General features: G+C 63.4%; 20 protein-coding genes. 12 read left to right on the forward strand and 8 right to left on the reverse strand.

All coding sequences use genetic code 11. The features are described from left to right. Positions 1-10 precede the first annotated feature (10 nt). Both SPHINGO391_RS08560 and SPHINGO391_RS08565 read right to left on the reverse strand, forming a co-directional pair. Positions 11-934, reverse strand: a complete 924-nt coding sequence (locus SPHINGO391_RS08560) for a pseudouridine-5'-phosphate glycosidase (RefSeq protein WP_152008439.1) — start codon at positions 932-934, stop codon at positions 11-13. Further along, the gene (locus tag SPHINGO391_RS08565) at positions 931-1,908 is read right to left on the reverse strand and encodes a carbohydrate kinase family protein (protein WP_152008440.1); all 978 of its coding nucleotides are present in this window, start codon (positions 1,906-1,908) and stop codon (positions 931-933) included. Before SPHINGO391_RS08565 ends, SPHINGO391_RS08560 begins: the two co-directional genes overlap by 4 nt. Positions 1,909-2,151: 243 nt before the next feature. Here SPHINGO391_RS08565 and recA point away from each other — a divergent pair, with 243 nt between their 5' ends. The 4 genes from recA to SPHINGO391_RS08585 all read left to right on the forward strand — a co-directional run bounded on the left by recA (position 2,152) and on the right by SPHINGO391_RS08585 (position 7,819). Then, the gene (recA, locus tag SPHINGO391_RS08570) at positions 2,152-3,249 is read left to right on the forward strand and encodes a recombinase RecA (RefSeq protein ID WP_152008441.1); all 1,098 of its coding nucleotides are present in this window, start codon (positions 2,152-2,154) and stop codon (positions 3,247-3,249) included. A 212-nt stretch (positions 3,250-3,461) separates the two neighbouring features. Continuing rightward, a complete protein-coding gene (gene alaS / locus SPHINGO391_RS08575; protein ID WP_152008442.1) occupies positions 3,462-6,119 on the forward strand; it encodes an alanine--tRNA ligase in 2,658 nt (885 codons plus the stop codon). Positions 6,120-6,286: 167 nt separating this feature from the next. Further along, positions 6,287-7,138: an AraC family transcriptional regulator gene (locus SPHINGO391_RS08580; protein WP_152008443.1), complete on the forward strand. Its 852-nt coding sequence runs from the start codon at positions 6,287-6,289 to the stop codon at positions 7,136-7,138. A 24-nt stretch (positions 7,139-7,162) separates the two neighbouring features. Then, positions 7,163-7,819 (forward strand): GyrI-like domain-containing protein, encoded by a 657-nt coding sequence (locus tag SPHINGO391_RS08585; RefSeq protein WP_152008444.1) that lies wholly within the window; start codon positions 7,163-7,165, stop codon positions 7,817-7,819. 42 nt (positions 7,820-7,861) lie between these two features. Here the strand turns inward: SPHINGO391_RS08585 and SPHINGO391_RS08590 are convergent, their stop codons facing one another. Genes SPHINGO391_RS08590 through SPHINGO391_RS08605 form a run of 4 tightly spaced genes read right to left on the reverse strand, consistent with a single transcriptional unit; the run spans position 7,862 to position 10,736 of the window. After that, positions 7,862-8,473 (reverse strand): glutathione S-transferase family protein, encoded by a 612-nt coding sequence (locus tag SPHINGO391_RS08590; protein WP_152008445.1) that lies wholly within the window; start codon positions 8,471-8,473, stop codon positions 7,862-7,864. Next, positions 8,470-9,096: a VTT domain-containing protein gene (locus SPHINGO391_RS08595; protein WP_152008446.1), complete on the reverse strand. Its 627-nt coding sequence runs from the start codon at positions 9,094-9,096 to the stop codon at positions 8,470-8,472. The genes SPHINGO391_RS08590 and SPHINGO391_RS08595 overlap by 4 nt, the downstream gene beginning before the upstream one ends. Beyond that, on the reverse strand, positions 9,093-9,521 hold the full coding sequence (locus SPHINGO391_RS08600; RefSeq protein WP_152008447.1) for a hypothetical protein: 429 nt from the start codon (positions 9,519-9,521) through the stop codon (positions 9,093-9,095). Before SPHINGO391_RS08600 ends, SPHINGO391_RS08595 begins: the two co-directional genes overlap by 4 nt. A 3-nt stretch (positions 9,522-9,524) precedes the next feature. Next, positions 9,525-10,736: an NADP-dependent isocitrate dehydrogenase gene (locus SPHINGO391_RS08605; protein WP_152008448.1), complete on the reverse strand. Its 1,212-nt coding sequence runs from the start codon at positions 10,734-10,736 to the stop codon at positions 9,525-9,527. A gap of 326 nt (positions 10,737-11,062) precedes the next feature. Here SPHINGO391_RS08605 and SPHINGO391_RS08610 point away from each other — a divergent pair, with 326 nt between their 5' ends. From SPHINGO391_RS08610 to SPHINGO391_RS08625, 4 genes are all read left to right on the forward strand, one after another. After that, the gene (locus SPHINGO391_RS08610; RefSeq protein ID WP_152008449.1) at positions 11,063-11,887 is read left to right on the forward strand and encodes an RNA methyltransferase; all 825 of its coding nucleotides are present in this window, start codon (positions 11,063-11,065) and stop codon (positions 11,885-11,887) included. Continuing rightward, positions 11,884-12,675, forward strand: coding sequence for a glutamate racemase (gene murI / locus SPHINGO391_RS08615; protein ID WP_152008450.1), 792 nt, complete (start codon positions 11,884-11,886; stop codon positions 12,673-12,675). The genes SPHINGO391_RS08610 and murI overlap by 4 nt, the downstream gene beginning before the upstream one ends. A gap of 139 nt (positions 12,676-12,814) precedes the next feature. Further along, on the forward strand, positions 12,815-14,335 hold the full coding sequence (locus SPHINGO391_RS08620) for an ATP-binding protein (RefSeq protein WP_152008451.1): 1,521 nt from the start codon (positions 12,815-12,817) through the stop codon (positions 14,333-14,335). A gap of 374 nt (positions 14,336-14,709) precedes the next feature. Further along, positions 14,710-15,102, forward strand: a complete 393-nt coding sequence (locus SPHINGO391_RS08625; RefSeq protein WP_152008452.1) for a GFA family protein — start codon at positions 14,710-14,712, stop codon at positions 15,100-15,102. A 128-nt stretch (positions 15,103-15,230) separates the two neighbouring features. Here SPHINGO391_RS08625 and pepT read toward each other — a convergent pair whose 3' ends face one another. Beyond that, positions 15,231-16,463, reverse strand: a complete 1,233-nt coding sequence (pepT, locus tag SPHINGO391_RS08630; protein ID WP_152008453.1) for a peptidase T — start codon at positions 16,461-16,463, stop codon at positions 15,231-15,233. Between the two features lie 397 nt (positions 16,464-16,860). Between pepT and rpsD the strand changes: the two genes are divergently transcribed. From rpsD to SPHINGO391_RS08650, 4 genes are all read left to right on the forward strand, one after another. After that, positions 16,861-17,478 (forward strand): 30S ribosomal protein S4, encoded by a 618-nt coding sequence (rpsD, locus tag SPHINGO391_RS08635; RefSeq protein ID WP_152008454.1) that lies wholly within the window; start codon positions 16,861-16,863, stop codon positions 17,476-17,478. 90 nt (positions 17,479-17,568) lie between these two features. Next, positions 17,569-18,498 carry a glutaminase gene (locus SPHINGO391_RS08640; protein ID WP_152008455.1) on the forward strand — a complete coding sequence of 310 codons (930 nt, stop codon included), beginning with the start codon at positions 17,569-17,571 and terminating at the stop codon, positions 18,496-18,498. A 122-nt stretch (positions 18,499-18,620) separates the two neighbouring features. Next, positions 18,621-19,472, forward strand: coding sequence for a tRNA 2-thiocytidine(32) synthetase TtcA (gene ttcA / locus SPHINGO391_RS08645; RefSeq protein WP_152011486.1), 852 nt, complete (start codon positions 18,621-18,623; stop codon positions 19,470-19,472). After that, the gene (locus SPHINGO391_RS08650; protein WP_152008456.1) at positions 19,469-20,305 is read left to right on the forward strand and encodes an inositol monophosphatase family protein; all 837 of its coding nucleotides are present in this window, start codon (positions 19,469-19,471) and stop codon (positions 20,303-20,305) included. The genes ttcA and SPHINGO391_RS08650 overlap by 4 nt, the downstream gene beginning before the upstream one ends. Before the next feature lie 12 nt (positions 20,306-20,317). Here the strand turns inward: SPHINGO391_RS08650 and SPHINGO391_RS08655 are convergent, their stop codons facing one another. After that, entirely contained in the window at positions 20,318-21,565 is a 1,248-nt protein-coding gene (locus SPHINGO391_RS08655) for a multidrug effflux MFS transporter (protein ID WP_152008457.1), read from the reverse strand. Between the last annotated feature and the right edge of the window lie 210 nt (positions 21,566-21,775).

Genomic DNA, 21,775 nt, shown 5'->3' on the forward strand with positions numbered 1-21,775 from the left:
CGGCGGGCGATCAGATGGCGGGGGAGGCGAGGGCGGCTGCGATGCGGGCGGCGAGGCGGGCATTGTTGAGCACCAGCGCGATGTTGGTCTTGAGGCTTGCGCCATCGGTCAGGTTCAGGATCTCGCCGAGCAGGAACGGTGTGACCGCCTTGCCCTCGATGCTCTTTGCCTTTGCGGTGGCCAGGGCCGCGGCGATGTGGCGGTTCATCTCGGAGGCCGCGATCTCGTCTTCGACCGGCACCGGGTTGGCGATCAGCATGCCGCCATGGCCGCCGAGCATTCGGCGGGTCGCCTCGAAACGGGCGATGGCGGCCGGGTCGTCGAGCCTGAGCGGGGCCTTCAGGCCGGACTCGCGCGACCAGAAGGCGGGCATGGCGTCCTGGCCGTAAGCCACCACCGGCACGCCGCGGGTCTCCAGTGCTTCAAGTGTCTTGGGAATGTCGAGAATGGCCTTGGCGCCGGCGGAGACGACGATGACCGGGGTGCGGCCGAGTTCATCGAGATCGGCGGAGATATCGAAACTTTCCGCAGCGCCCTGGTGCACGCCGCCGATCCCGCCGGTGGCAAAGACCGAAATGCCTGCGAGGTGGGCCGCCATCATTGTGGCGGCGACCGTGGTCGCGCCGGTTCGGCCTTCGGCCAGCGCATAGGCAAAGTCGGCGCGCGAGAGTTTCATCACATCTTTCGCCTGGGCGAGCGCGGTGATGGCGGCCTCGTCTAGGCCCGCATGCAGGCGCCCGTCGATCACCGCGATGGTGGCGGGCACGGCGCCTTCCGAACGGATGACGGCCTCGACCTCGAGCGCCATGTCGCGGTTGCCCGGCCAGGGCATGCCATGGGTGATGATGGTGGATTCGAGCGCCACCACCGGGCGGCCCGCCGACAGGGCGGCCTTCACTTCCGGCGTGGTTTCGATGGTGAGGGGGGCTGTCATGCGGGGGCTCCTGCAGCGGGATTTTCGTATTGGGCCGGCTTTGGCATGGTCTGGAGCGCCTGCGCAAGCAGCTCGCGTGACAAATCCTGCCGCACGGGGCCGCGCACCGATGCTATCAGCCGGGCCAGCGCGATGCCACGGGTGAGGCTGTCGCCGATTGTGTCTCCTGCCAGCCAGCCGTCGAGATAGCCCGAGGCGAGGGCATCTCCGGCGCCGACCACATCGCGGACATCGTCGAGCGGTGGCGGCACCAATACGCTGGATGCGGTGGTAGAGGGCAGGGAGGCAAAGGCCGCCACCGGGCCCGCGCCGGCGGAGACAAGGCCGCCTTTCAGCCCGCTCGCAGAAAGCATCGCCTGCCAGTCATCGGGCGATTGCGCCGGCGCGCCGGTCAAGGCTGCGGCCTCAGCGGCATTCATGGCGAGACAGCTGATCTTCGACAGGCTTGGCTTCCAGCGCACCACCTTGGCCGGGGAAACGGCAATGACGGCGAGCGGCAGGCCGCGCTCATATGCAGCCTCGGCCATCGCGATGAGGGCGCTTGCCGGAAGGTTGGAATCCATCAGCAGCAGATCGGCGCCAGTGAGGCGCTTGCGCAGCCGCGACGTCAGCAGCCGGCGCGCCGGGATGAGATCGTAGAGCGCCATGTCGGCCAGTGCCGTGACCAGATTGCCGTCTGGCTCGAGGATCGCCGAGTAGCTCGGCGTGGCGCGGTCGAGAAAGGTCAGCGGGCAATCCTCGATACCCGCCTCGTCGGCCGCGCGGGCAACCATGTCGGAAGCCGCATCACCGCCGCGGGGGGCGACGAGGGTGACCTGGTGGCCGAGCCGGGAGAGGTTGCGCGCCGCGTTGAAGGCGCCGCCGCCGGCCTCGGTCTCCCAGCGGCCGGGATTGGAGGCGCCGGGCTGGTGCGGGGCCGAAAGCCAGCCCTTGCGGTCGATATGGGCGCCGCCGATTGCCAGAATGCGCGCCATCTCAATGTCCCCCCAGAGCCGCGCCAGGGCGAATCGCCCCGCGCCGCAAGCAATGGTGATTGACCGCCGCCCCGCCTGCGGCAGCTCTCTCCGCAATTGAAAAACAAAAAAAGAACATGAAGGGATTTGTCATTGTATTTCAGTGCCTTGATGTGGCCTTGCGAAGTCGGAACAAATAGGGTACAAATTGGACAAACGAGCACTCATTGCTTGCGATGGCACGATAACCTAAAGGTGGACCGAATGGCACAGAACTCTTTGCGGCTGGTAGAGGAAAAATCCGTGGACAAAAGCAAGGCGCTCGACGCCGCACTTTCCCAGATCGAACGTTCATTCGGCAAGGGCTCGATCATGAAGCTCGGCGCCAATGAGGGCGTGGTCGAGATCGAGACGGTTCCGACCGGCTCGCTGGGGCTCGACATCGCGCTCGGCATTGGCGGCCTGCCGCGTGGCCGTGTGATCGAGATTTTCGGGCCTGAAAGCTCGGGCAAGACCACGCTGGCGCTTCAGACCATCGCCGAAGCCCAGAAGAAGGGCGGCATCTGCGGCTTCATTGACGCCGAGCATGCGCTCGACCCGGTCTATGCCCGCAAGCTCGGCGTCGATCTCGAGAGCCTGCTGATTTCGCAGCCCGACAATGGCGAGCAGGCGCTTGAAATCACCGACACGCTGGTCCGCTCGGGCGCCCTTGATGTTCTGGTGGTCGATTCGGTGGCGGCGCTGACGCCGCGGGCTGAAATCGAGGGCGAGATGGGCGACAGCCTTCCCGGCCTGCAGGCGCGGTTGATGAGCCAGGCGCTCAGGAAGCTCACCGCCTCGATCTCGCGGTCGAACTGCATGGTGATCTTCATCAACCAGATCCGCATGAAGATCGGCGTGATGTTCGGCTCTCCCGAAACCACCACCGGCGGCAATGCGCTGAAATTCTACGCCTCGGTGCGCCTCGACATCCGCCGCATCGGTTCGGTCAAGGACCGCGACGAGGTGGTCGGCAACCAGACCCGGGTCAAGGTGGTCAAGAACAAGATGGCGCCGCCCTTCAAGCAGGTCGAGTTCGACATCATGTATGGCGAGGGCGTGTCGAAGATGGGCGAACTGGTCGATCTCGGCGTCAAGGCCGGCATCGTCGAGAAATCCGGCGCCTGGTTCTCCTACAACAGCCAGCGGCTGGGGCAGGGGCGCGAGAACGCCAAGCAGTTCCTGCGCGACAATCCTGTGCTGGCCGACGAGATCGAACTGGCGCTCCGACAGAACGCCGGGCTGATCGCCGAGAAGTTCCTCGAGGATGGCCGCAGTGGCGGCGAGGATAACGACGACAGCGATGGTGCGGCCGAAATGTAGGCCGTTTTCGCAGCCATCGCGCTGTTTTGAGCCGGTCGCCGGTCCCTTGAAGGGCCTGGGGCCGGTTTTCCGTTGAGCGTGCGGCGGCTGGCGTCTGGACAGGCATCCGGGCGAACGATAAAAGCGGCGGTCCGCAAGTCGCGATGCGGACTCCGGAACGGTCATCTGGCACGGTTTCCGGGACTGCCTGCCTATCAGACAAAGGGTTGATCATGAGTGGCGTGAACGAAATCCGGTCGGCGTTTCTCGACTATTTCAAGACAAACGGGCATGAAGTTGTGGCCTCAAGCCCGCTGGTGCCGCGCAATGACCCGACACTGATGTTTACCAATGCGGGCATGGTGCAGTTCAAGAATGTCTTTACGGGACTCGAACACCGTCCCTATTCGACGGCGGCGACCTCGCAGAAATGCGTGCGTGCCGGCGGCAAGCACAACGACCTCGACAATGTCGGCTACACCGCGCGCCATCACACGTTCTTCGAGATGCTCGGCAATTTCTCCTTTGGCGACTATTTCAAGGAGCGCGCGATCGAGCTTGCCTGGAACCTTCTGACGAAGGATTTCGCGATCAACAAGGAGCGGCTGCTGGTCACGGTCTACCACACCGATGACGATGCTTTCGATCTGTGGCGCAAGATCGCCGGAATTCCCGAAAGCCGGATCATCCGGATCCCGACCAATGACAATTTCTGGGCGATGGGTGATACCGGACCATGCGGCCCCTGTTCCGAGATCTTCTACGATCACGGCGATCATATCTGGGGCGGGCCTCCCGGTTCGGCGGATGAAGACGGTGACCGCTTCATCGAGATCTGGAACCTGGTTTTCATGCAGTTCGAGCAGATCACGACCGATGAGCGGGTCGACCTGCCGCGGCCGTCGATCGATACCGGCATGGGGCTTGAGCGCATTGCGGCGCTGTTGCAGGGGCAGCACGACAATTACGACATCGATCTGTTCCGCCGGCTGATTTCTGCCTCGGAGGATGCCACCGGCGTCCCCGCCGAGGGCAAGAACCGAGCCAGCCACCGGGTGATTGCCGACCATCTGCGTTCGGCCTCGTTCCTGATTGCTGACGGGGTGCTGCCGTCCAATGAGGGCCGCGGCTATGTGCTCCGCCGGATCATGCGCCGGGCCATGCGCCATGCGCAGCTTCTCGGTGCGCGCGATCCGCTGATGTACCGGTTGCTGCCGACGCTGGTGGCCGAGATGGGCCGCGCCTATCCGGAGCTGCAGCGTGCCGAAGCGCTGATCTCGGAAACCCTGAAGCTTGAGGAAACCCGCTTCCGCAAGACGCTGGAACGCGGGCTCAGCCTGCTTGACGAAGCCAGCGCCGAGCTTGGCGAGGGCGACCGGCTCGATGGCGAGACCGCCTTCAAGCTCTATGATACCTATGGCTTCCCGCTCGACCTGACCCAGGATGCGCTCCGGCAGCGCGGCGTCGATGTCGACACGGCGGGTTTCAGCGAGGCGATGGAGCGTCAGAAGGCCGAGGCGCGCAAGCACTGGTCCGGCTCGGGTGATGCGGCGACCGAAACGATCTGGTTCGAGATCAAGGACAAGGCCGGCGCCACCGATTTCCTCGGCTATGATACAGAGACCGCCGAGGGCGTGATCCAGGCGCTGGTCCGCGACGGCAAGCAGGTGGACACAGCGCAAGCCGGTGACCTGGTCGATGTCGTGGTCAACCAGACGCCGTTTTATGGTGAGTCCGGCGGCCAGATGGGCGACCAGGGCAAAATTTCGGGCGAAGGCTACCAGCTCGAAGTCAGCGACACGCAGAAGCGTGGCGAAGGCCTGTTCGTGCACCGGGCGAAGGTGGTTTCGGGCGCCGTGACGAAGGGCGCGGTGGCGCAGCTGGCCGTCGATCATTCCCGGCGGGCGAAGATCCGCGCCAATCATTCGGCCACCCATCTTCTGCATGAAGCGCTCCGGGAGGTGCTTGGCACCCATGTGGCGCAGAAGGGATCGCTGGTTGCGCCCGAGCGGCTCAGGTTCGATGTCTCTCACCCCAAGCCGATGACAGCGGAAGAACTGGCCGAGGTCGAGACCATGGCCAACGAGATCATCCTTCAGAACAGCGCGGTGACAACGCGGCTGATGGCGGTCGATGACGCCATTGCCGAGGGCGCCATGGCATTGTTCGGCGAGAAATACGGCGACGAGGTGCGGGTGGTGTCGATGGGCACGGCCATGCGCGGGGTCAAGGCCAACCGTCCTTACTCGGTCGAGCTGTGCGGCGGCACCCACGTCGCCGCCACCGGCGAGATCGGCCTGGTGCGGGTCTTGTCGGACAGCGCGGTAAGCGCCGGGGTGCGCCGCATCGAGGCATTGACTGGCGATGCCGCGCGCCAGCACCTGAGCGAGCAGGACGAGAAGCTCAGGCAGGCAGCATCACTGCTCAAGGTGCAGCCCGGAGACGTTCCCTCGCGGATCGAAGCGCTGATGGACGAGCGCAGGAAGCTCGAGCGCGAGCTTACCGAAGCACGCAAGAAGCTGGCGCTGGGCGGCGGCGGTGCCGCGGGCAGCGATGAAAGCCGCGACATCGGCGGGGTGAAATATCTCGGCAAGGTGGTTACCGGTGTGGCGCCGAAGGAGCTCAAGGGGCTGGTCGATGCCGCCAAGGCGTCGCTTGGATCCGGCGTGGCGGCCTTTGTCGCAGTCAGCGAAGACGGCAAGGCCAGCATTGTGGTCGGCGTCACAGAGGATCTGACATCGCGACTGTCGGCGGTCGATCTGGTGCGTGCTGGCTCCGAAGCCATCGGCGGCAAGGGCGGTGGCGGACGGCCCGACATGGCCCAGGCCGGTGGCCCGGACGGGACCAAGGCCAGCGCGGCGGTAGACGCAGTGGCGGCCGCCATCGGATAGGCTGACTGCGCGGCCGGTTCTTGAATATTTGATTTCGTCAAACGCCCGGGACTGTCCCGGGCGTTTTGCGTTTGCAGGAATCATCGGCCGGTGCCGGGGTAAGCAATTCAGCAAGATTTGTGCGGTCGCGGTGTGCTGTTACTCTGTCGACCGACGGAGGGAGAGGCATGGCGACGACGCAAGACATCAGGGATTATCGCGAACGGCTCGAGCGGGTGCGGTCACATATCCGCGCCAATCTCGATGGGCCGCTCAATCTCGACGACCTTGCCGACATCGCCTGCCTGTCCCGCTTTCACTGGCACCGCACCTATCGCGGACTGACCGGGGAAACCGTGTGGCAGACGGTCAGACGGCTGAGGTTGCACCGTGCAGCCTCGGACCTGGTCAACGGCACTTTGCCGATCGAAGAGATCGCGGAGAGGTCGGGATACACCAATCCGCGCGCTTTCTCCCAGGCCTTCAAATCCGATTTCGGTCTGCCACCGCTTCGCTATCGCGCCGAGGGCGGTCACCGGCGCTATGACAATCCTGACTGGCGGGAGACCGAAGACATGTATGATGTCTGCATAGAAGAGCACGAACCGGTGGTGATTGCAGGGCTTGCCCACACCGGACCCTATATTGATGTTGGCGCGGCCTTCGAGCGGTTCGGCTCGCACATGGCGGCGACAGGCGGCTGGGAGAAATCAGCGGGCATGGCCGCGGTCTATTTCTCCGATCCCGACATCACCCCGCCCGAAGCGCTCAGGTCACTGGCCGGCATGGCGCTGAAGCCCGGTTCTGTGCCACCGGACGGGATGGAAACCTGCGTGCTGCCGGCAGGCCGCTATGCGGTGCTGACCCACAAGGGTCCCTATGCGGAACTGGCCAAGGCCTATCACTGGTTCTTCGGGCCCTGGCTGGCGGCGAGCGGCGAAAGCGCCGGTCCGGCACCGGCGGTGGAGCGCTATCTGAACACGCCGCTCGATGCCGCGCCGACCGAATTGCTGACTGAAATCCACATGCAGCTCGGCTGAAGCGCAGCGGTTGGAGAGGCTGACATGGACAAGATCGATTTCAAGAGAACCGACAGGACATTCTACACGGGTAAGACCGACCGGTGGGAACTGGTCGATGTTCCCGAATGGCAGTTTCTAAGTGCCGAAGGGCAGGGCGATCCGCAGAGTTCGCCCGGCTACACCGCGGCCGTTTCCGCACTCTACAGCCTGTCCTACGGGCTGAAGTTCCGGTCGAAATCGGTTCATGACCGCGATTGCGTGGTCGGCCCGCTCGAGGGGCTGTGGTGGGCCGATGACATGCAGGCGTACCGGGCAGGCGACCGGGCGGCGTGGAAATGGCGGATGATGATCCGGCAGCCTGACTGGATCACGGAGGCGGATCTCGAGGCCGTCCGCGCGACGGTGCTGGGCAAGATCAAGGGTGCCGAGGCCGAAGCCTCCAGGGGCGCGATTAAGGCTGTGGCTTTGAACGCCTACGAGGAGGGACGTTCGCTGCAGCGGCTCTATTTCGGCCCTTATGTCGACGAGGCGCCGCTGCTGATCGATCTGCACGACCGGTTCATGCCCGAACATGGCTATCAGCCTGCCGGGCTGCACCACGAGATCTATCTCAACGATCCGCGAAAGGTGGCGCCGGAAAAGATCAGGACGCTGTTGCGTCAGCCTGTGCGCGCGCTGGCGGCCGAGCAGGAGACGTAGACGGGGCTTCCGGCGGTTGTTCGGCAGCGGCATGCCGCAGTATCAGGCCTTTGGCTTCAGTGCCTGGGCGCGTTGCCACCAGTTCATCAATCGCGGCGCATTGCTGGCCATGTCGTTTCCGGCGGCGCTGTCGATGATGTAGTCCATGCAGGCGGCGAGATAGGCATCGGCGAGCGTCGGCCTGGCGCCGCACAGCCATTCAGGCCCGGCAAGCGTTTCAAGTGCTGCGAGAACAGCGCGGCCTTTGCCCAGCGTCCCGGGCTTCGGTTTCCTGCCTTCCGATTTCGGCACGTAGAGTCCCCAGACAAGGACCGGGTAGACCTGGGTGTCGACGATCGAAATGAACTGGTTCATGCGGGCGCGACCGGCCGCATCATCGGGTTGCAGCGGCGGGCCTTCGAAGCGATCATCAATGTAGCGGGTGATCGCGAGCGTCTCGTAAAGGGTGAGATCGCCATGATGCAGGATAGGGATCTTGCCGAACGGGTGCCCCGCAAGGCGGGCCCGGGCGGGGCCGTCCCCGGCAAACACATCGAGGGCTTCGAACCGGAAGGGCACAGCCTTCATCCCGAACGTGGAAAGGCAGATGCGCGTGTAGACGCTGTAGCTGGCGCCATACAGGACAGGAATTACCCGATCGCCCGGAGATTTCATCGCTCTTCGTCCCGATCCTCGTGTGCCCTGGTCTGCGTTGCGCGAACGGCATGCAACAACCGCCAGCCGAGAAAGGCTGCCAGAGCCAGCATGGCGAGCGCCATTGAAAGGTTGCCCAAAATACCGGCCAGGGTCTCGATGTTCGAACCGAAACTGTAACCCAGTGCAATGTAGATCGACACCCAGACAACTTCACCGGCAACGCCCCAGAAAGAAAAACGCGGCCAGGAGAGGCCGGCAATGCCGCTGGCGATGTTGATGGCCGGGCCGAGCGGCGTGAACAGCCAACGGGTGAAGAACACGCCGCTTCCGCCCCATCTGGCGAGATGCGGCTCTGCGGAGCGCGCCTTTCTGGCCATTCTGCCGCGAAAGCCGGGGCGGCCCTCGGCGGAAAGGATGACGAAGCGCCCCGCCAGATAGCCTCCCTGATCACCCAGGACGGTCCCGCCCAGCGCCCAGATGAAGGCGTTTGCCAGGCCGGTGTCGCCATTGGCGGCCAGTGCCCCCAGTGTGAGCAACGCCAGGGATGTGGGCAGCGGCACACCCATTTGCCCGATGGCCAGCAGCAGGGCGGCTGCGGGGAGGCCATAGCTGGTGAGGAACTCCAGCAGGGTTGCGGTCATGGCTGGGGATCGGATGGCGCAGAGGCGCGTGGCAGCGGCGGGCGGGCAGCGTTGAGGCCGGCATCGGGAACGCCGCGGATGGCGCGATCGAGCCTGATGGCCTCGATGATCCTGTCGGTCAGGGCGTCGAGCGACTGACGCTGGTCGTTGGCGATCCTGATCAGCGGGCGGCGGTCCGGGCCTGTTTGCGGCAGGCCGATGGCATCGTGAACCAGTTTCGGGTCAACCCGGTAGGAGCGGGCGACATAGCGGACGGTCATCCAGCCTTCGATCGGTTCGTCCTGATGCTGCTGCCAGTAGACAAGAAAAACGCCGGCGCGGATGATGAACACCAGCGCCAGCGTCAATGTCAATGCAAAGGCAATCGTGAGCCACCGGTTTTGCCGCCACAACCGCTTGAGCGTGACGGCAGGTCCGGTGGCCATGGATCAGCCCATGGCCTTCTGCAGGTTCTCGTCGATCTTGTCGAGGAAGCCGGTGGTCGAGAGCCATGGCTGGTCGGGACCGATCAGCAGCGCCAGGTCCTTGGTCATGAAGCCCGATTCGACGGTCTGGATGCAGACCTTTTCCAGCGTTTCGGCGAAGGTGGCGAGCTCGGCATTGTCGTCGAGCTTGGCGCGGTGGGCCAGGCCACGGGTCCAGGCGAAGATCGAGGCGATCGAGTTGGTCGATGTTTCCTCGCCCTTCTGGTGCTGGCGGTAGTGACGGGTCACCGTGCCGTGGGCTGCTTCGGCTTCCACCGTCTTGCCATCCGGCGTCATCAGGACCGAAGTCATGAGACCGAGCGAGCCGAAGCCCTGGGCAACGATGTCGGACTGCACGTCGCCGTCGTAGTTCTTGCAGGCCCAGACGTAGCCGCCGGACCATTTCAGTGCGGAAGCGACCATGTCGTCGATCAGGCGGTGTTCGTACCAGATCTTGGCTTCGTCGTACTGAGCCTTGAATTCTGCATCGAAGACTTCCTGAAACAGATCCTTGAAGCGGCCGTCATAGGCCTTGAGGATGGTGTTCTTGGTTGACAGGTAGCACGGCACGCCGCGCATCAGGGCGTAGTTCAATGAGGCGCGGGCGAAATCGCGGATCGAATCATCAAGATTGTACATCGCCATGGCAACGCCGGAGGATGGTGCGTCATAGACTTCGTGCTCGATGGTTTCGCCATCATCACCAACGAACTTGATCGACAGCTTGCCCTTGCCGGGGAACTTGAAATCGGTGGCGCGGTACTGGTCGCCGAAAGCATGACGGCCGACGATGATCGGCTTGGTCCAGCCGGGAACCAGGCGCGGCACGTTCTTCATGATGATCGGCTCGCGGAAGATGACGCCGCCAAGGATGTTGCGGATGGTGCCGTTGGGCGAACGCCACATCTTCTTGAGGCCGAATTCCTCGACGCGGGCTTCATCGGGGGTGATGGTGGCGCACTTGATGCCGACGCCGTGCTTCTTGATGGCGTTTGCGGCGTCGATGGTGACCTGGTCGTTGGTCTCGTCGCGATACTCGACCGAAAGGTCGTAATAGTCGATCGGCAGATCGAGGTAGGGCAGGATCAGCTTTTCCTTGATGAACTGCCAGATGATGCGTGTCATCTCATCGCCGTCGAGATCGACGACGGGGTTTGCAACCTTGATCTTTGCCATTCTTATTTGACCTTTTGAGAGGGTTGTCGGGGGGCGGCAGAAAACCGCCCGTTCAGTTGGCGCTTCTCATAACAAAACAGTTGCGGGCGCACAACATGCAGGCCGGCCGTTCAGGCGGGATCGCGACCAAAGCCTGATATCGCACCGGCGCGGCAGCTTCCGAACCTGCCGTTCAGATTGACTGTGCAAACGCCGGGCTCTAGGCATGTCCGGATTGAGAATGGAAGATTTGTGCTTGTGAAAACCAATAAGCCTCACCTCCGCCGCCCCGGGTATACCGGCCTGGTGGCGTCGTTTCTGCGTTGCGCCTGGCTGGGAGCAAGCTAGTGGCCGGAACCGACCGAAATCGCGAGCTGATGACCGGCGGGCCGGCGATCATCCTGGTGGAGCCGCAGCTGGGCGAGAACATCGGCATGGTGGCGCGCGCCATGGCCAATTTCGGCCTGTCCAATCTCAGGATCGTCAATCCACGCGACGGCTGGCCCAACGACAAGGCGGTGAGTGCTGCGGCGAAGGCCGATCACGTGATTGCCGCGGCAGTGGTGTACGAGACGCTGGAAGCAGCCGTTGCGGATCTGAACTTTGTCTATGCCACCACGGCGCGGCCGCGCGACGGGCACAAGCCGGTGCGCGGGCCGGTGCAAGCGGGCGAAGTGCTGCGCGGGCGGGAGAATGACGGCGAGAAGACCGGGATCCTGTTCGGGCGCGAGCGCATCGGGCTGCGCAACTGGGAAGTGGGGCTTGCCGACGAGATCGTCACCTTTCCGGTCAACCCGGCCTACGCTTCATTGAACATCGCCCAGGCCGTGCTGCTGATGTCGTATGAATGGATGAAATCGGGGCTCTCCAGCCCGCACGAGACGGCATTCGACAAGGCCGAGGTGGAACCGGCGCCGAAGGCGGATCTGTTTGGCCTGTTCGACCAGATCGAGGAGGGGCTCGAGGCGCGCGGCTATTTCCGCTCCGAGACCAAGAAGATGAAGGCGGTCGACAATCTGCGCGCCGTGCTGACGCGGCCGGGGTTTTCCAGCGATGAAATTGCCGTGCTGCGCGGTCTTTTCGCCTCATTTGACAGGTTTGCTCGCCGGGGACAGCGCGTGCCCGGCGCCGGCAGGGAGCCTCTGGACGAAGGGCGGGGTGACGAGGAATGAGCGAGCGGCCGGTTCTGGTCTTTGACAGCGGTATTGGCGGATTGAGCGTGTTGCGCGAGGCCCGGGTGATCATGCCCGGACGGCGATTCGTCTATGTCGCCGATGATGCCGGCTTTCCCTATGGACGCTGGGAAGAAGGCGCGCTCAACGACCGGATCGTCGGCCTGTTCGCTGGCCTGATCAAGCGTCACAACCCGGCACTGGCGCTGATTGCCTGCAACACCGCATCGACCATCGTCATGCCGTCACTGAGGCAGACCTATCCGGAGCTGCCGTTTGTCGGCACGGTGCCTGCGATCAAGCCGGCTGCGGAACGGACCCGCTCGGGCCTGGTCTCGGTGCTGGCAACGCCGGGCACGGTGAAGCGGCAATACACGCGCGACCTGATCCGCGATTATGCCGACACCGTGCATGTGCGGCTGGTGGGATCGGAAAACCTCGCCGAACTGGCCGAGACCTATATGCGCAAGGGCTTTGTCGACGAAGCGGCAGTGAAGGCCGAGATCGAGCCTTGTTTCGTGGAGAAGGACGGGCAAAAGACCGATATCGTGGTGCTTGCCTGCACGCATTTCCCGTTCCTGGTCAACCGCATGCGCAAGCTCGCGCCATGGCCGGTGGACTGGATCGATCCGGCGGAAGCCATTGCCCGGCGGGCGCTCGCGATCGTCGAGACCCTGCCGGGCGGCCACGCGCTGCCCGACGCGCGCGACAGCGTGGTGTTCACCTCGGGCAAGCCGGATTACAGCGCGCTCAGACTGATGCACGGGTTTGGATTGACTGCCGGCTGAGACCGTCTGCCGGGCACGAAATCCTGTGTATTTCACGTATCAGCGGCGGCAGGACCGGCAAATTCTGTTAGGGAATGCGGTGGCCTGGTGGTGGCCGAATCGCAGAACTGTCGCGTCGCGTTCACGGAGTAAAGCCAAGGTGCAGGTCGGAATTGACATGGGAAGCTTGACGGGCGGACAGCCAGCCAAGCTCGACATCGAAGAGCTGCTGGCGACCCGTCTCCTGGTGCAGGGCAATTCGGGCTCGGGAAAGTCGCATCTGCTCAGGCGCCTGCTGGAGCAATCGGCGCAATGGGTGCAGCAGGTGATCATCGATCCCGAAGGCGATTTCGTCACGCTGTCTGAAAAGTATGGCCACCTGGTGGTCGAGGGCGAGCGCAGCGAGGGCGAGCTTGCGGGTATCGCCAGCCGGATCCGGCGGCACCGGGTCTCCTGCGTCTTGTCGCTCGAGGGGCTCGATGTCGAGCAGCAGATGCGCGCCGCGGCGGTGTTTCTCAACGCCATGTTCGATGCCGAGCACGAGTTCTGGTATCCGGTGCTGGTGGTGGTGGACGAGGCACAGATGTTTGCGCCCGCCGTCGGCGGGGATGTTTCCGAGGACGCGCGCAAGATGTCGCTCGGCGCGATGACCAATTTGATGTGCCGCGGCAGAAAACGCGGGCTGGCCGGCGTCATCGCCACCCAGCGGCTGGCGAAACTGGCCAAGAACGTGGCTGCTGAAGCGTCCAACTTTCTGATGGGCCGGACCTTTCTCGACATCGACATGGCCCGCGCCGCCGATCTCCTAGGCATGGACCGGCGCCAGGCGGAAATGTTCCGCGACCTGCAGCGCGGCAATTTCGTCGGCCTCGGCCCGGCGCTGTCGCGCAGGCCGCTGCCGATTGCCATTGGTGCGGTGGAAACCCAGGCGCGGTCTTCGAGCCCGAAGCTGATGCCGATGCCCGAAACGGTGGAGGACGTCGAAGACCTGATCTTCACCCCCGATCCGGAGGAACTGACCCGGCCGCCCGTTCGCAGGGCGCGTCCGGCGCCGCGGCCGACCACCGATATCCTGGCCGAATTGTCGCGCGCCACGCCCTTGCAGGATCAGCCGATCGCGCGGTCGGGCGGGGAGGCGGCAAGCGCCGGTGGCCTGTCGGCGGAAGAGCGCGAGGAGCGGGTCGCGGCGGTGCTCTCGGAAATTCTCGCCGATCCGGAGTCCGGCTACCGGACGGATTCCGCGCTCTACCAGGACTTCCTGGTGCGGCTGAGGATGCGGCGGGTGACGGGCTCGCCGATGCCGCTTGCCGAATTCCGCCGCCGTGTCGCCATCGCCCGCTCGGGCGTTGACGCCGAGACCGCGGCCGGCGAGGCCTGGGCCACGGCGCTGAGGCTCTCGGCGCAGGTGTCTGAGGATCTGCAGGGCGTGTTCCTGATGCTGGCGGTGGCCGCGATCCGGGCCGAGCCGTGCCCGTCCGACGCCCGCATTGCGCGGGCCTACGGCACCCACTCGGCGCGGCGCGCGCGCAGGCTGCTCGGCTATTTCGAGGAGCAGGAGCTGATCATCGTGCATGCCGATCATTCGGGAAAACGGATCGTTGGCATCCCGGAACTGCAGGCGGAAACGGCGCCGGGAGCCGCGGATGCGCCGGACGAGGACGCGGCACAGGCGGCGGAGTAATCAGGCACTGTTTTCCTCGCTTTGTGGGAGACGAGGTGTGGAATGCCGCTGTGAAAATGGCCCCACCACCGCTGCCCAGAAGCGCCCTTCACAAGGCAGAATTGGATAGAAGGCCGTTTCCGGGTTTTCGTGTGTGGCCTGGCGGGTGAGCCCGGTCGGATGAATTTTTCTGGAGTTTGAGTCGGGCCCGCATTCTGTTGCTTGCTCGCCGTTCAGGTTGAAATTCCTGAACCTGTGGTTCTGGCCCGTGTTTCATTCACCCGGAAACAACGAGGTGTCGCATTGACGTAAGGACACAATCCTTGCTTCATCAAGGGAGTGAGCAATGAGCTCATTGGCGAGTGATCGTCTCTCCGCAGCGTAAAGAGGTGGTGATGGCAAGCAGGTCAATACATCTTGGTGGGTGTCTTTGCGGCGCGATCCGTTTCGAAGCTCGAGCGCCAGCGTCAAACCCTCACACCTGTTCGTGCAAGATGTGCCAGCGTCATACCGGGTGCCCTACCTCGGTCTGGGTGGATTTTCCAAAGGACGCGGTGTCGTGGACCGGGCCGGGAGGTGCTCCGTCGGTGTACCGATCATCGGACTACTCCAGCCGCGCTTTTTGCCAAGTATGCGGCAGCACTTTAGGCGCTATTGATGATCAGCCCACGATTGCCTTGCTGGTGGGCTGCTTTGACAAACCCGGCCGAAGTGATCTTGTTCCCGTGGCACATTCCTATACTGGAAGTCGCCCGAAATGGTGGCGCATCAAGGTTCACAGCAAATAGGCTTGCATGGCTTTCCTGTCTGATCTGGCGCCGGGGCACAACTGTGATGACAACAATGGCGGGTTTCCGGCAACCAGGCTTTTGAGCCGGGTTGTGACCAGGAGCGGCAGTCCACAGTCAATTGTGTTTCACGCCCGTTCCTCCCAGACCTTGACCAGTTCGACGATCGTCTCCACCGACTTTTCCATGTCCTGAACGCTGATCCATTCAAGCGGCGAGTGGTAGGAGTGGCCGCCGGTGTAGATGTTGGGGCAGGGCAAGCCCATGAAGGAGAGCCGCGAGCCGTCGGTGCCGCCGCGGATCGAACTGGTCACCGGCTCGAGGCCAACGCGGCGGACGGCTTCGATGAGATTGCCGACGATCTCGGGATTGCGGTCGAGCACTTGCTTCATATTGCGGTACTGCTCGGTAACGGTGAAGCGCATGGTCGAGCCGGGATAGGCTTTCATCACGTCTTCCGCGATGGACCTGAGCAGGTCTTCCTTTTGGGTCAGGCCCTCGTTGACGAAATCACGAATGATGAACTTTACATGTGCCGCGTCCATTGATCCGGAAATGTCGGTCGGATGGATGAAGCCCTGGCGGCCGTCGGTTGTTTCGGGCGCCAGATCCCTGGGCAGCCGTGCGACGATGTCTGAGGCGATCTTGATGGCGTTCTCCATCACGCCCTTGGAGGTGCCCGGGTGCTGGGCGACGCCCGAGATCTCGATGTCGACGCCATCGGCGGAGAAGGTCTCGTCGTCGATCTCGCCGATGCGGCCACCGTCTAGCGTGTAGGCGAAGGCTGCGCCAAGCTTGGCAATATCGACCTTGTCGGCACCGCGGCCGATTTCCTCGTCGGTGGTGAACAGGATCCTGATGGTGCCGTGCCGGATCTCCGGGTTGGCGATCAGAGTGGCGGCGGCGGTCATGATCTCGGCGATGCCGGCCTTGTCGTCGGCGCCGAGCAGGGTGGTGCCGTCGGTGGTGACGATGTCGTGGCCGATCTGGTGCTTGAGGTCGGGATGCTCTGAGACCTTGATGATGCGGGTTGTGTCGCCGGTGAGCTGGATATCGCCGCCCTGGTAGTTGCTGACGATATTGGGCTTGACGTTGGTGCCGGTGAAATCGGGGGCGGTGTCCATGTGCGAGCAGAAGCAGATGACCGGAACGTCCTTGTCCGTGTTGGCGTCAAGCGTCGCATAGACATTGCCGTGCTCGTCCATGTGGGCGTCGGAGAGTCCGAGAGCCAGCAACTCCTCGACCAGAACGCGGCCGAGATCCTTCTGCTTTTCCGTCGAGGGCTGCGCGTGCGATTCCGGATCTGACTGGGTGTCGATGACGACGTAGCGGAGCAGGCGGTCGAGAACGGTGTCTGTCATGGGAGAATCCGATTCCAATTGGGGCATGCCCTGCTATACCGATCCTTGCGGGCTTGGGGAACATCGGCTTGACGCGGCATTGCGCTGCCGTCGCCGCCATCCATTGATGACCGGGGATGCAGGCAGGGATGCCTGCGCCGGATCGGGCGCATGCCGGCAATCCGTTTTGCGGCATCTGCCTTTCGCCGCAAGCGTTGACAGCCACGGCACGATGCTCTAGAGACCCGGCCAGCGCGAGGGTTCATGCCCTCGCGTTTTCTTACGTGTCCCGTGGACGGTTTGTCACAATGCGTGCGTGAACCGTTCTGTCAGGTCTCATAAACAGGGGCCAGAGGAGGGCGCGTTTCCTTCATCCGGTTTGACAACAAACCGGTGTAACCTTTTGAGAGGAAATGCGATGAGCAAGCGCGAATCGGCAAAATACAAACTTGATCGCCGTATGGGCGAAAACATCTGGGGCCGTCCGAAGTCCCCGGTCAACCGCCGCGAATACGGCCCCGGCCAGCACGGCCAGCGCCGCAAGAGCAAGCTTTCCGACTTCGGCGTGCAGCTGCGCGCCAAGCAGAAGCTGAAGGGCTACTACGGCGATATCTCGGAAAAGCAGTTCCGCAAGATCTACGACGAAGCCAACCGGATGAAGGGCGATACGCCCGAGAACCTGATCGGCCTGTTGGAATCGCGTCTGGACGCCATCGTCTACCGCGCCAAGTTCGTCGCCACGATCTTTGCTGCCCGCCAGTTCGTCAACCACGGCCATGTCACCGTCAACGGCAAGCGCGTCAACATCGGTTCGTACCGTTGCAAGCCGGGCGATGTGGTTGCGGTCAAGGAAAAGTCCAAGCAGCTGGCCTTCGTCATTGAAGCCTCGCAGCTGGCCGAGCGCGACGTTCCTGAATATGTCGAAGCCGATCACCACAAGATGGCTGCCACATACGTTCGCGTGCCGGCCCTGTCGGACGTTCCTTACGCCGTCGTGATGGAACCGAACCTGGTCGTCGAATTCTATTCGCGCTGATCCCTTTCCGGGTCGCGTCAGATCAAGGCCGCCCTTCGGGGCGGCTTTTTTGTATGCGAAGACATGAAGGTCCAGCTCCGGAGATCGCCGATGACTGATCTGCAAGAGGTTCTAGACGAGATTGCCGCCGAGGCCGCCAGTGTCGAAGATTGCGGCGTGGTGGCGCAATATATTCCCGAACTTGCCAAGGTCGATGCGAAGCAGTTTGGCATTGCCGTCACCCTGCCGGATGGAACCGTCCACTCGGCGGGCGATTCGGTGACCGGTTTTTCCATTCAAAGCGTGTCGAAGGTGTTCACCCTTGCTCTGGCGCTGGGCAAGCTCGGCGATTCGGTGTGGAGCAGCGTTGGGCGCGAGCCGTCTGGCAACCCGTTCAACTCGATCGTTCAGCTGGAGCAGGAAAAGGGCCGGCCGCGCAATCCGTTCATCAACGCAGGCGCCATCGCCGTGGTTGACCTGATCATGGCCGGGCATCAGCCGAAGGAGGCGATCGGCGAGATCATCCAGTTCATCCGCCATCTGGCCGATGACGATTCCATTCTGATCGACGAACATGTGGCGCGCTCGGAAACCGCGCATGGAGACCGCAACGCGTCGCTGGCGCATTTCATGCGGTCCTTCGGCAATATCGATCATCCGGTCGACCATGTTCTGGGCGTCTATTTCCACCAGTGCGCGCTGGTGATGAACTGCCGGCAGCTTGCGCGCGCGGGGCTGTTTCTGGCCAGCCAGGGGCGTGACCCGGTGACCGGCGCGCAGGTGGTTTCGGAACAGCGCGCACGGCGCATCAACGCCATCATGCTGACCTGCGGCCATTACGACGGATCGGGTGAATTTGCCTTTCGCGTCGGCCTGCCGGGCAAGAGCGGTGTCGGCGGCGGTATTCTGGCGATCGCGCCCGGCAAGGCCTCGATCGCGGTCTGGTCGCCGGGGCTCGACAGGGTCGGCAATTCCAAACTCGGAACGGCGGCGCTGGAACAATTGGCCCGGCGGATGGATTGGTCGGTGTTCGGGGCTTGACGGAGCTGCGCAAAGCCATCATGCCCGGTGGCATGAACGAGACACTTCAGACCCCAGACGTGCAGGACACCGGCACCGATCCGTCACCGGAGCGGGAGGCCGCGCCTGCGCTTGCGGACGCAATGGAGGCCGGGCCGTCGCTTTATGCAGAGGCTCCGTCAAGCGTGTCTTTCAACAAGCTGCGCAAGCGGCTGATCCGCAATGTGCGCCAGGCGATCGAGGATTTCTCCATGGTCGGGCCGGCCGCGGGCGGGACCGGCAAGCGGCCGCGCTGGCTGGTGGCGCTGTCGGGCGGCAAGGATTCCTACGGGCTCTTGGCGCTCCTGATGGACCTGCAATGGCGCGGCATGCTGCCGGTTGATCTCATCGCCTGCAATCTCGACCAGGGACAGCCGAATTTCCCGAAACACATCCTGCCCGATTATCTCACTGCCCATGGCGTGCCGCACCGGATCGAGTACCGCGACACCTACTCGGTGGTGACCTCGAAGGTTCCCGAAGGCGCCACCTATTGCGCGCTGTGCTCGCGGCTGAGGCGCGGCAACCTCTACCGCATCGCGCGCGAGGAAGGCTGCGAGGCGCTGGTGCTCGGCCATCACCGCGACGATATTCTCGAGACCTTCTTTCTCAATTTCTTCCATGGCGGGCGGCTGGAAGCGATGCCGCCGAAGCTGCTCAACGATGACGGCGACGTGATGGTGCTCCGCCCCATGGCCTATTGCGCGGAAGAGGATCTGGCGCGCTTTGCCGAAGCGCTGAAGTTTCCGATCATTCCGTGCGACCTATGCGGATCGCAGGACGGCTTGCAGCGCAATGCCATGAAGCTGATGATCGGCGACATCGAGCGGCGGATGCCCGGCCGCAAGGATTCGATGATCCGGGCGCTCTCCAACACGCGGCCTTCCCATCTGCTGGACAGATCGCTGTTCGATTTTGCGGGACTTACCGTTCAATCCAGGAAGGTGGATACATGAGCACTCTGAGTTCAGGGGACATGGACTGGCTGGCGGCGCTGCTGCTGGACGTGGGCACGGCGGAAATCATGCCGCGGTTCCGCAATCTCGGCGATGGCGCGGTTCAAGAGAAGACCTCTGCCGCCGATCTGGTCACCGAGGCCGATGTCAACGCGGAACGGGTGATCACCGATGCGCTGCTCCAGCGATTTGACGGCGCCGTGGTAATCGGCGAGGAGGCCGTTTCGGAAAATCCGGCGCTGCTCGAGGGCTGGAGCAGGGCCGAGGGGCTGGCTTTCGTGGTCGATCCGATCGACGGTACCTTCAACTTCGCTTCAGGGGTGGCCTCGTTTGGGGTCATGCTGGCGGTCGTCGAAGCCGGCGAGACCGTCGCAGGTATCATACACGATCCGGTTGGCAAGGACTGGATCATGGCCGAGAAGGGCAGCGGCGCGATCCTGCGCCGGCTCGATGGCCGCGAAACCGCGCTTCAGGTTGCCGAGCCGGCCGGGGCAATCAACCGGATGATCGGCTCGGCCTCCTGGCAATACATGCCCGAGCCCGAGCGCAGTACTCTGGCGCGCAACCAGGCGCTTTGCCTGGGCAGCGTCGCCTATCGCTGTGCCGCGCAGGAATACCGGCTGCTTGCCGGCGGCCATATCCATTTTGCGCTCTACAACAAGCTGATGCCCTGGGACCATCTGGCGGGCAGCCTGATCACCACGGAAGCAGGCGGCTATGTCCGCCGTTTCGATGGCAGCGTCTACCGGCCCGAACACACCGATGGCGGCGTGCTTGCGACCACCGACATCGACAGCTGGAACATGGTGCGTGAGGCGCTTTGGCGGGGCTGATCCTGATTCACGTCAGTCCGGCGTTCCGACGCCGAACAGGCGCCCTTTCTCGGCGATGAGCACCATCATCACCGCCACCGCGGAGACCAGGGCGTAGCCGGCTGCCAGCGGGAACACCGTGCCGTCATAGGCCTGGCCGATCAGCGCGCCGACAAGCCCACCGCCGACGGTCTGGGCAAAGCCCAGTGTCGACGACGCGGTGCCGGCGATGGCGCCGAGCGGCTCCATGGCGATCGAATTGAAATTGGAGCCGACAAAGCCGAACAACGGCATCATCAGCATGGAGATTCCGAAGAACAGCCAGAACGGGATCGGGCCCATCGCCGTCAGCCCGGCAAGCAGCAGCGAAAAGCCGAAATAGGCGAGCAGCGCGCCATGGGACAGACGGCGCTGGCCAAAACGTCCGACGAGCCGTGAATTGATGAATGATGACCCGGCCATGACAACGGCCACCGCCGCGAAAGCGATCGGGAAATAGGACCCCAGACCATAGATGTCGACATAGATCGGCTGGGCCACATTGAGGAAGCCGAAAAGCGAACCGAAATAGAAGCTCGTCGCCAGCGTGTAGAACAGCGCGATCCGGTTCGACAGCACGATGGCGAAGGCCTGGCTGATGCTCTTCACGGTCAGCGGGCGGCGGTTCTGCTCATGCAGGGTTTCGGGAAGGCGAAACAGCGCCCACATGCCAACCGCGAGAGACACAAATGCCATGAAAATGAAGATGAGGTGCCAGTCGCCGGCCAGAATGATCACCTGTCCGATCATCGGGGCGAAAACCGGGACGACCATGAAGACCATCATGACCAGCGACATGGTGGCCGCCATGCCGCGGCCCGAATGGGTGTCGCGGACAACGGAAATGGCAATGACGCGGGTTGCAGCTGCGCCGACGCCCTGCAGAAACCGTGAAATCAGAAGAAACTCGAAACTCGGCGCAAAGGCCCCGGCGACCGCGCACACGGCATAAAGCCCGATACCGATGAACAGGGGAGCGCGACGGCCGTAGCGATCGGACACCGGCCCAAAAAACAGCTGGGCCAGGCCGAAGCCGATCACATAGGACAGCAGGATGTGCTGAATCCGGTTGGCATCGGTGATTCCATAGCTGCCGGCGATGTTGGGGAACGCGGGCAACATGATGTCGATGGCCACCGCATTGAGCGCCATCAGCGAAGCGATGATGGCGATGAATTGCGGGCGGCCAATTCCGCCGATGGTCGCAGGTGGGCTGACGGCGGTTGCCGTTGTTCCGTGCATGGGGATGCTGTCCTATCGGGACCAGAGCGCGTTAAAGCGCCCGGTTGATTTTCGAAGCTGTCTTTGCAATGGACGCCGCTCGGCGCACCATTTGCCTGGACTTGACCGGTCCTGAGATCAGAAGGCAGGCCGTTCTGGCTTGTGCCGGTTTCGTTCTTAAACCCGGTTTTCCGATCCGGCAAGCCTCGGAATTCCATGGGAGTTCGGCGA

It is taken from the genome of Hoeflea sp. EC-HK425 (assembly GCF_902498795.1).
GTDB classification, from domain to species: domain Bacteria; phylum Pseudomonadota; class Alphaproteobacteria; order Rhizobiales; family Rhizobiaceae; genus Hoeflea; species Hoeflea alexandrii.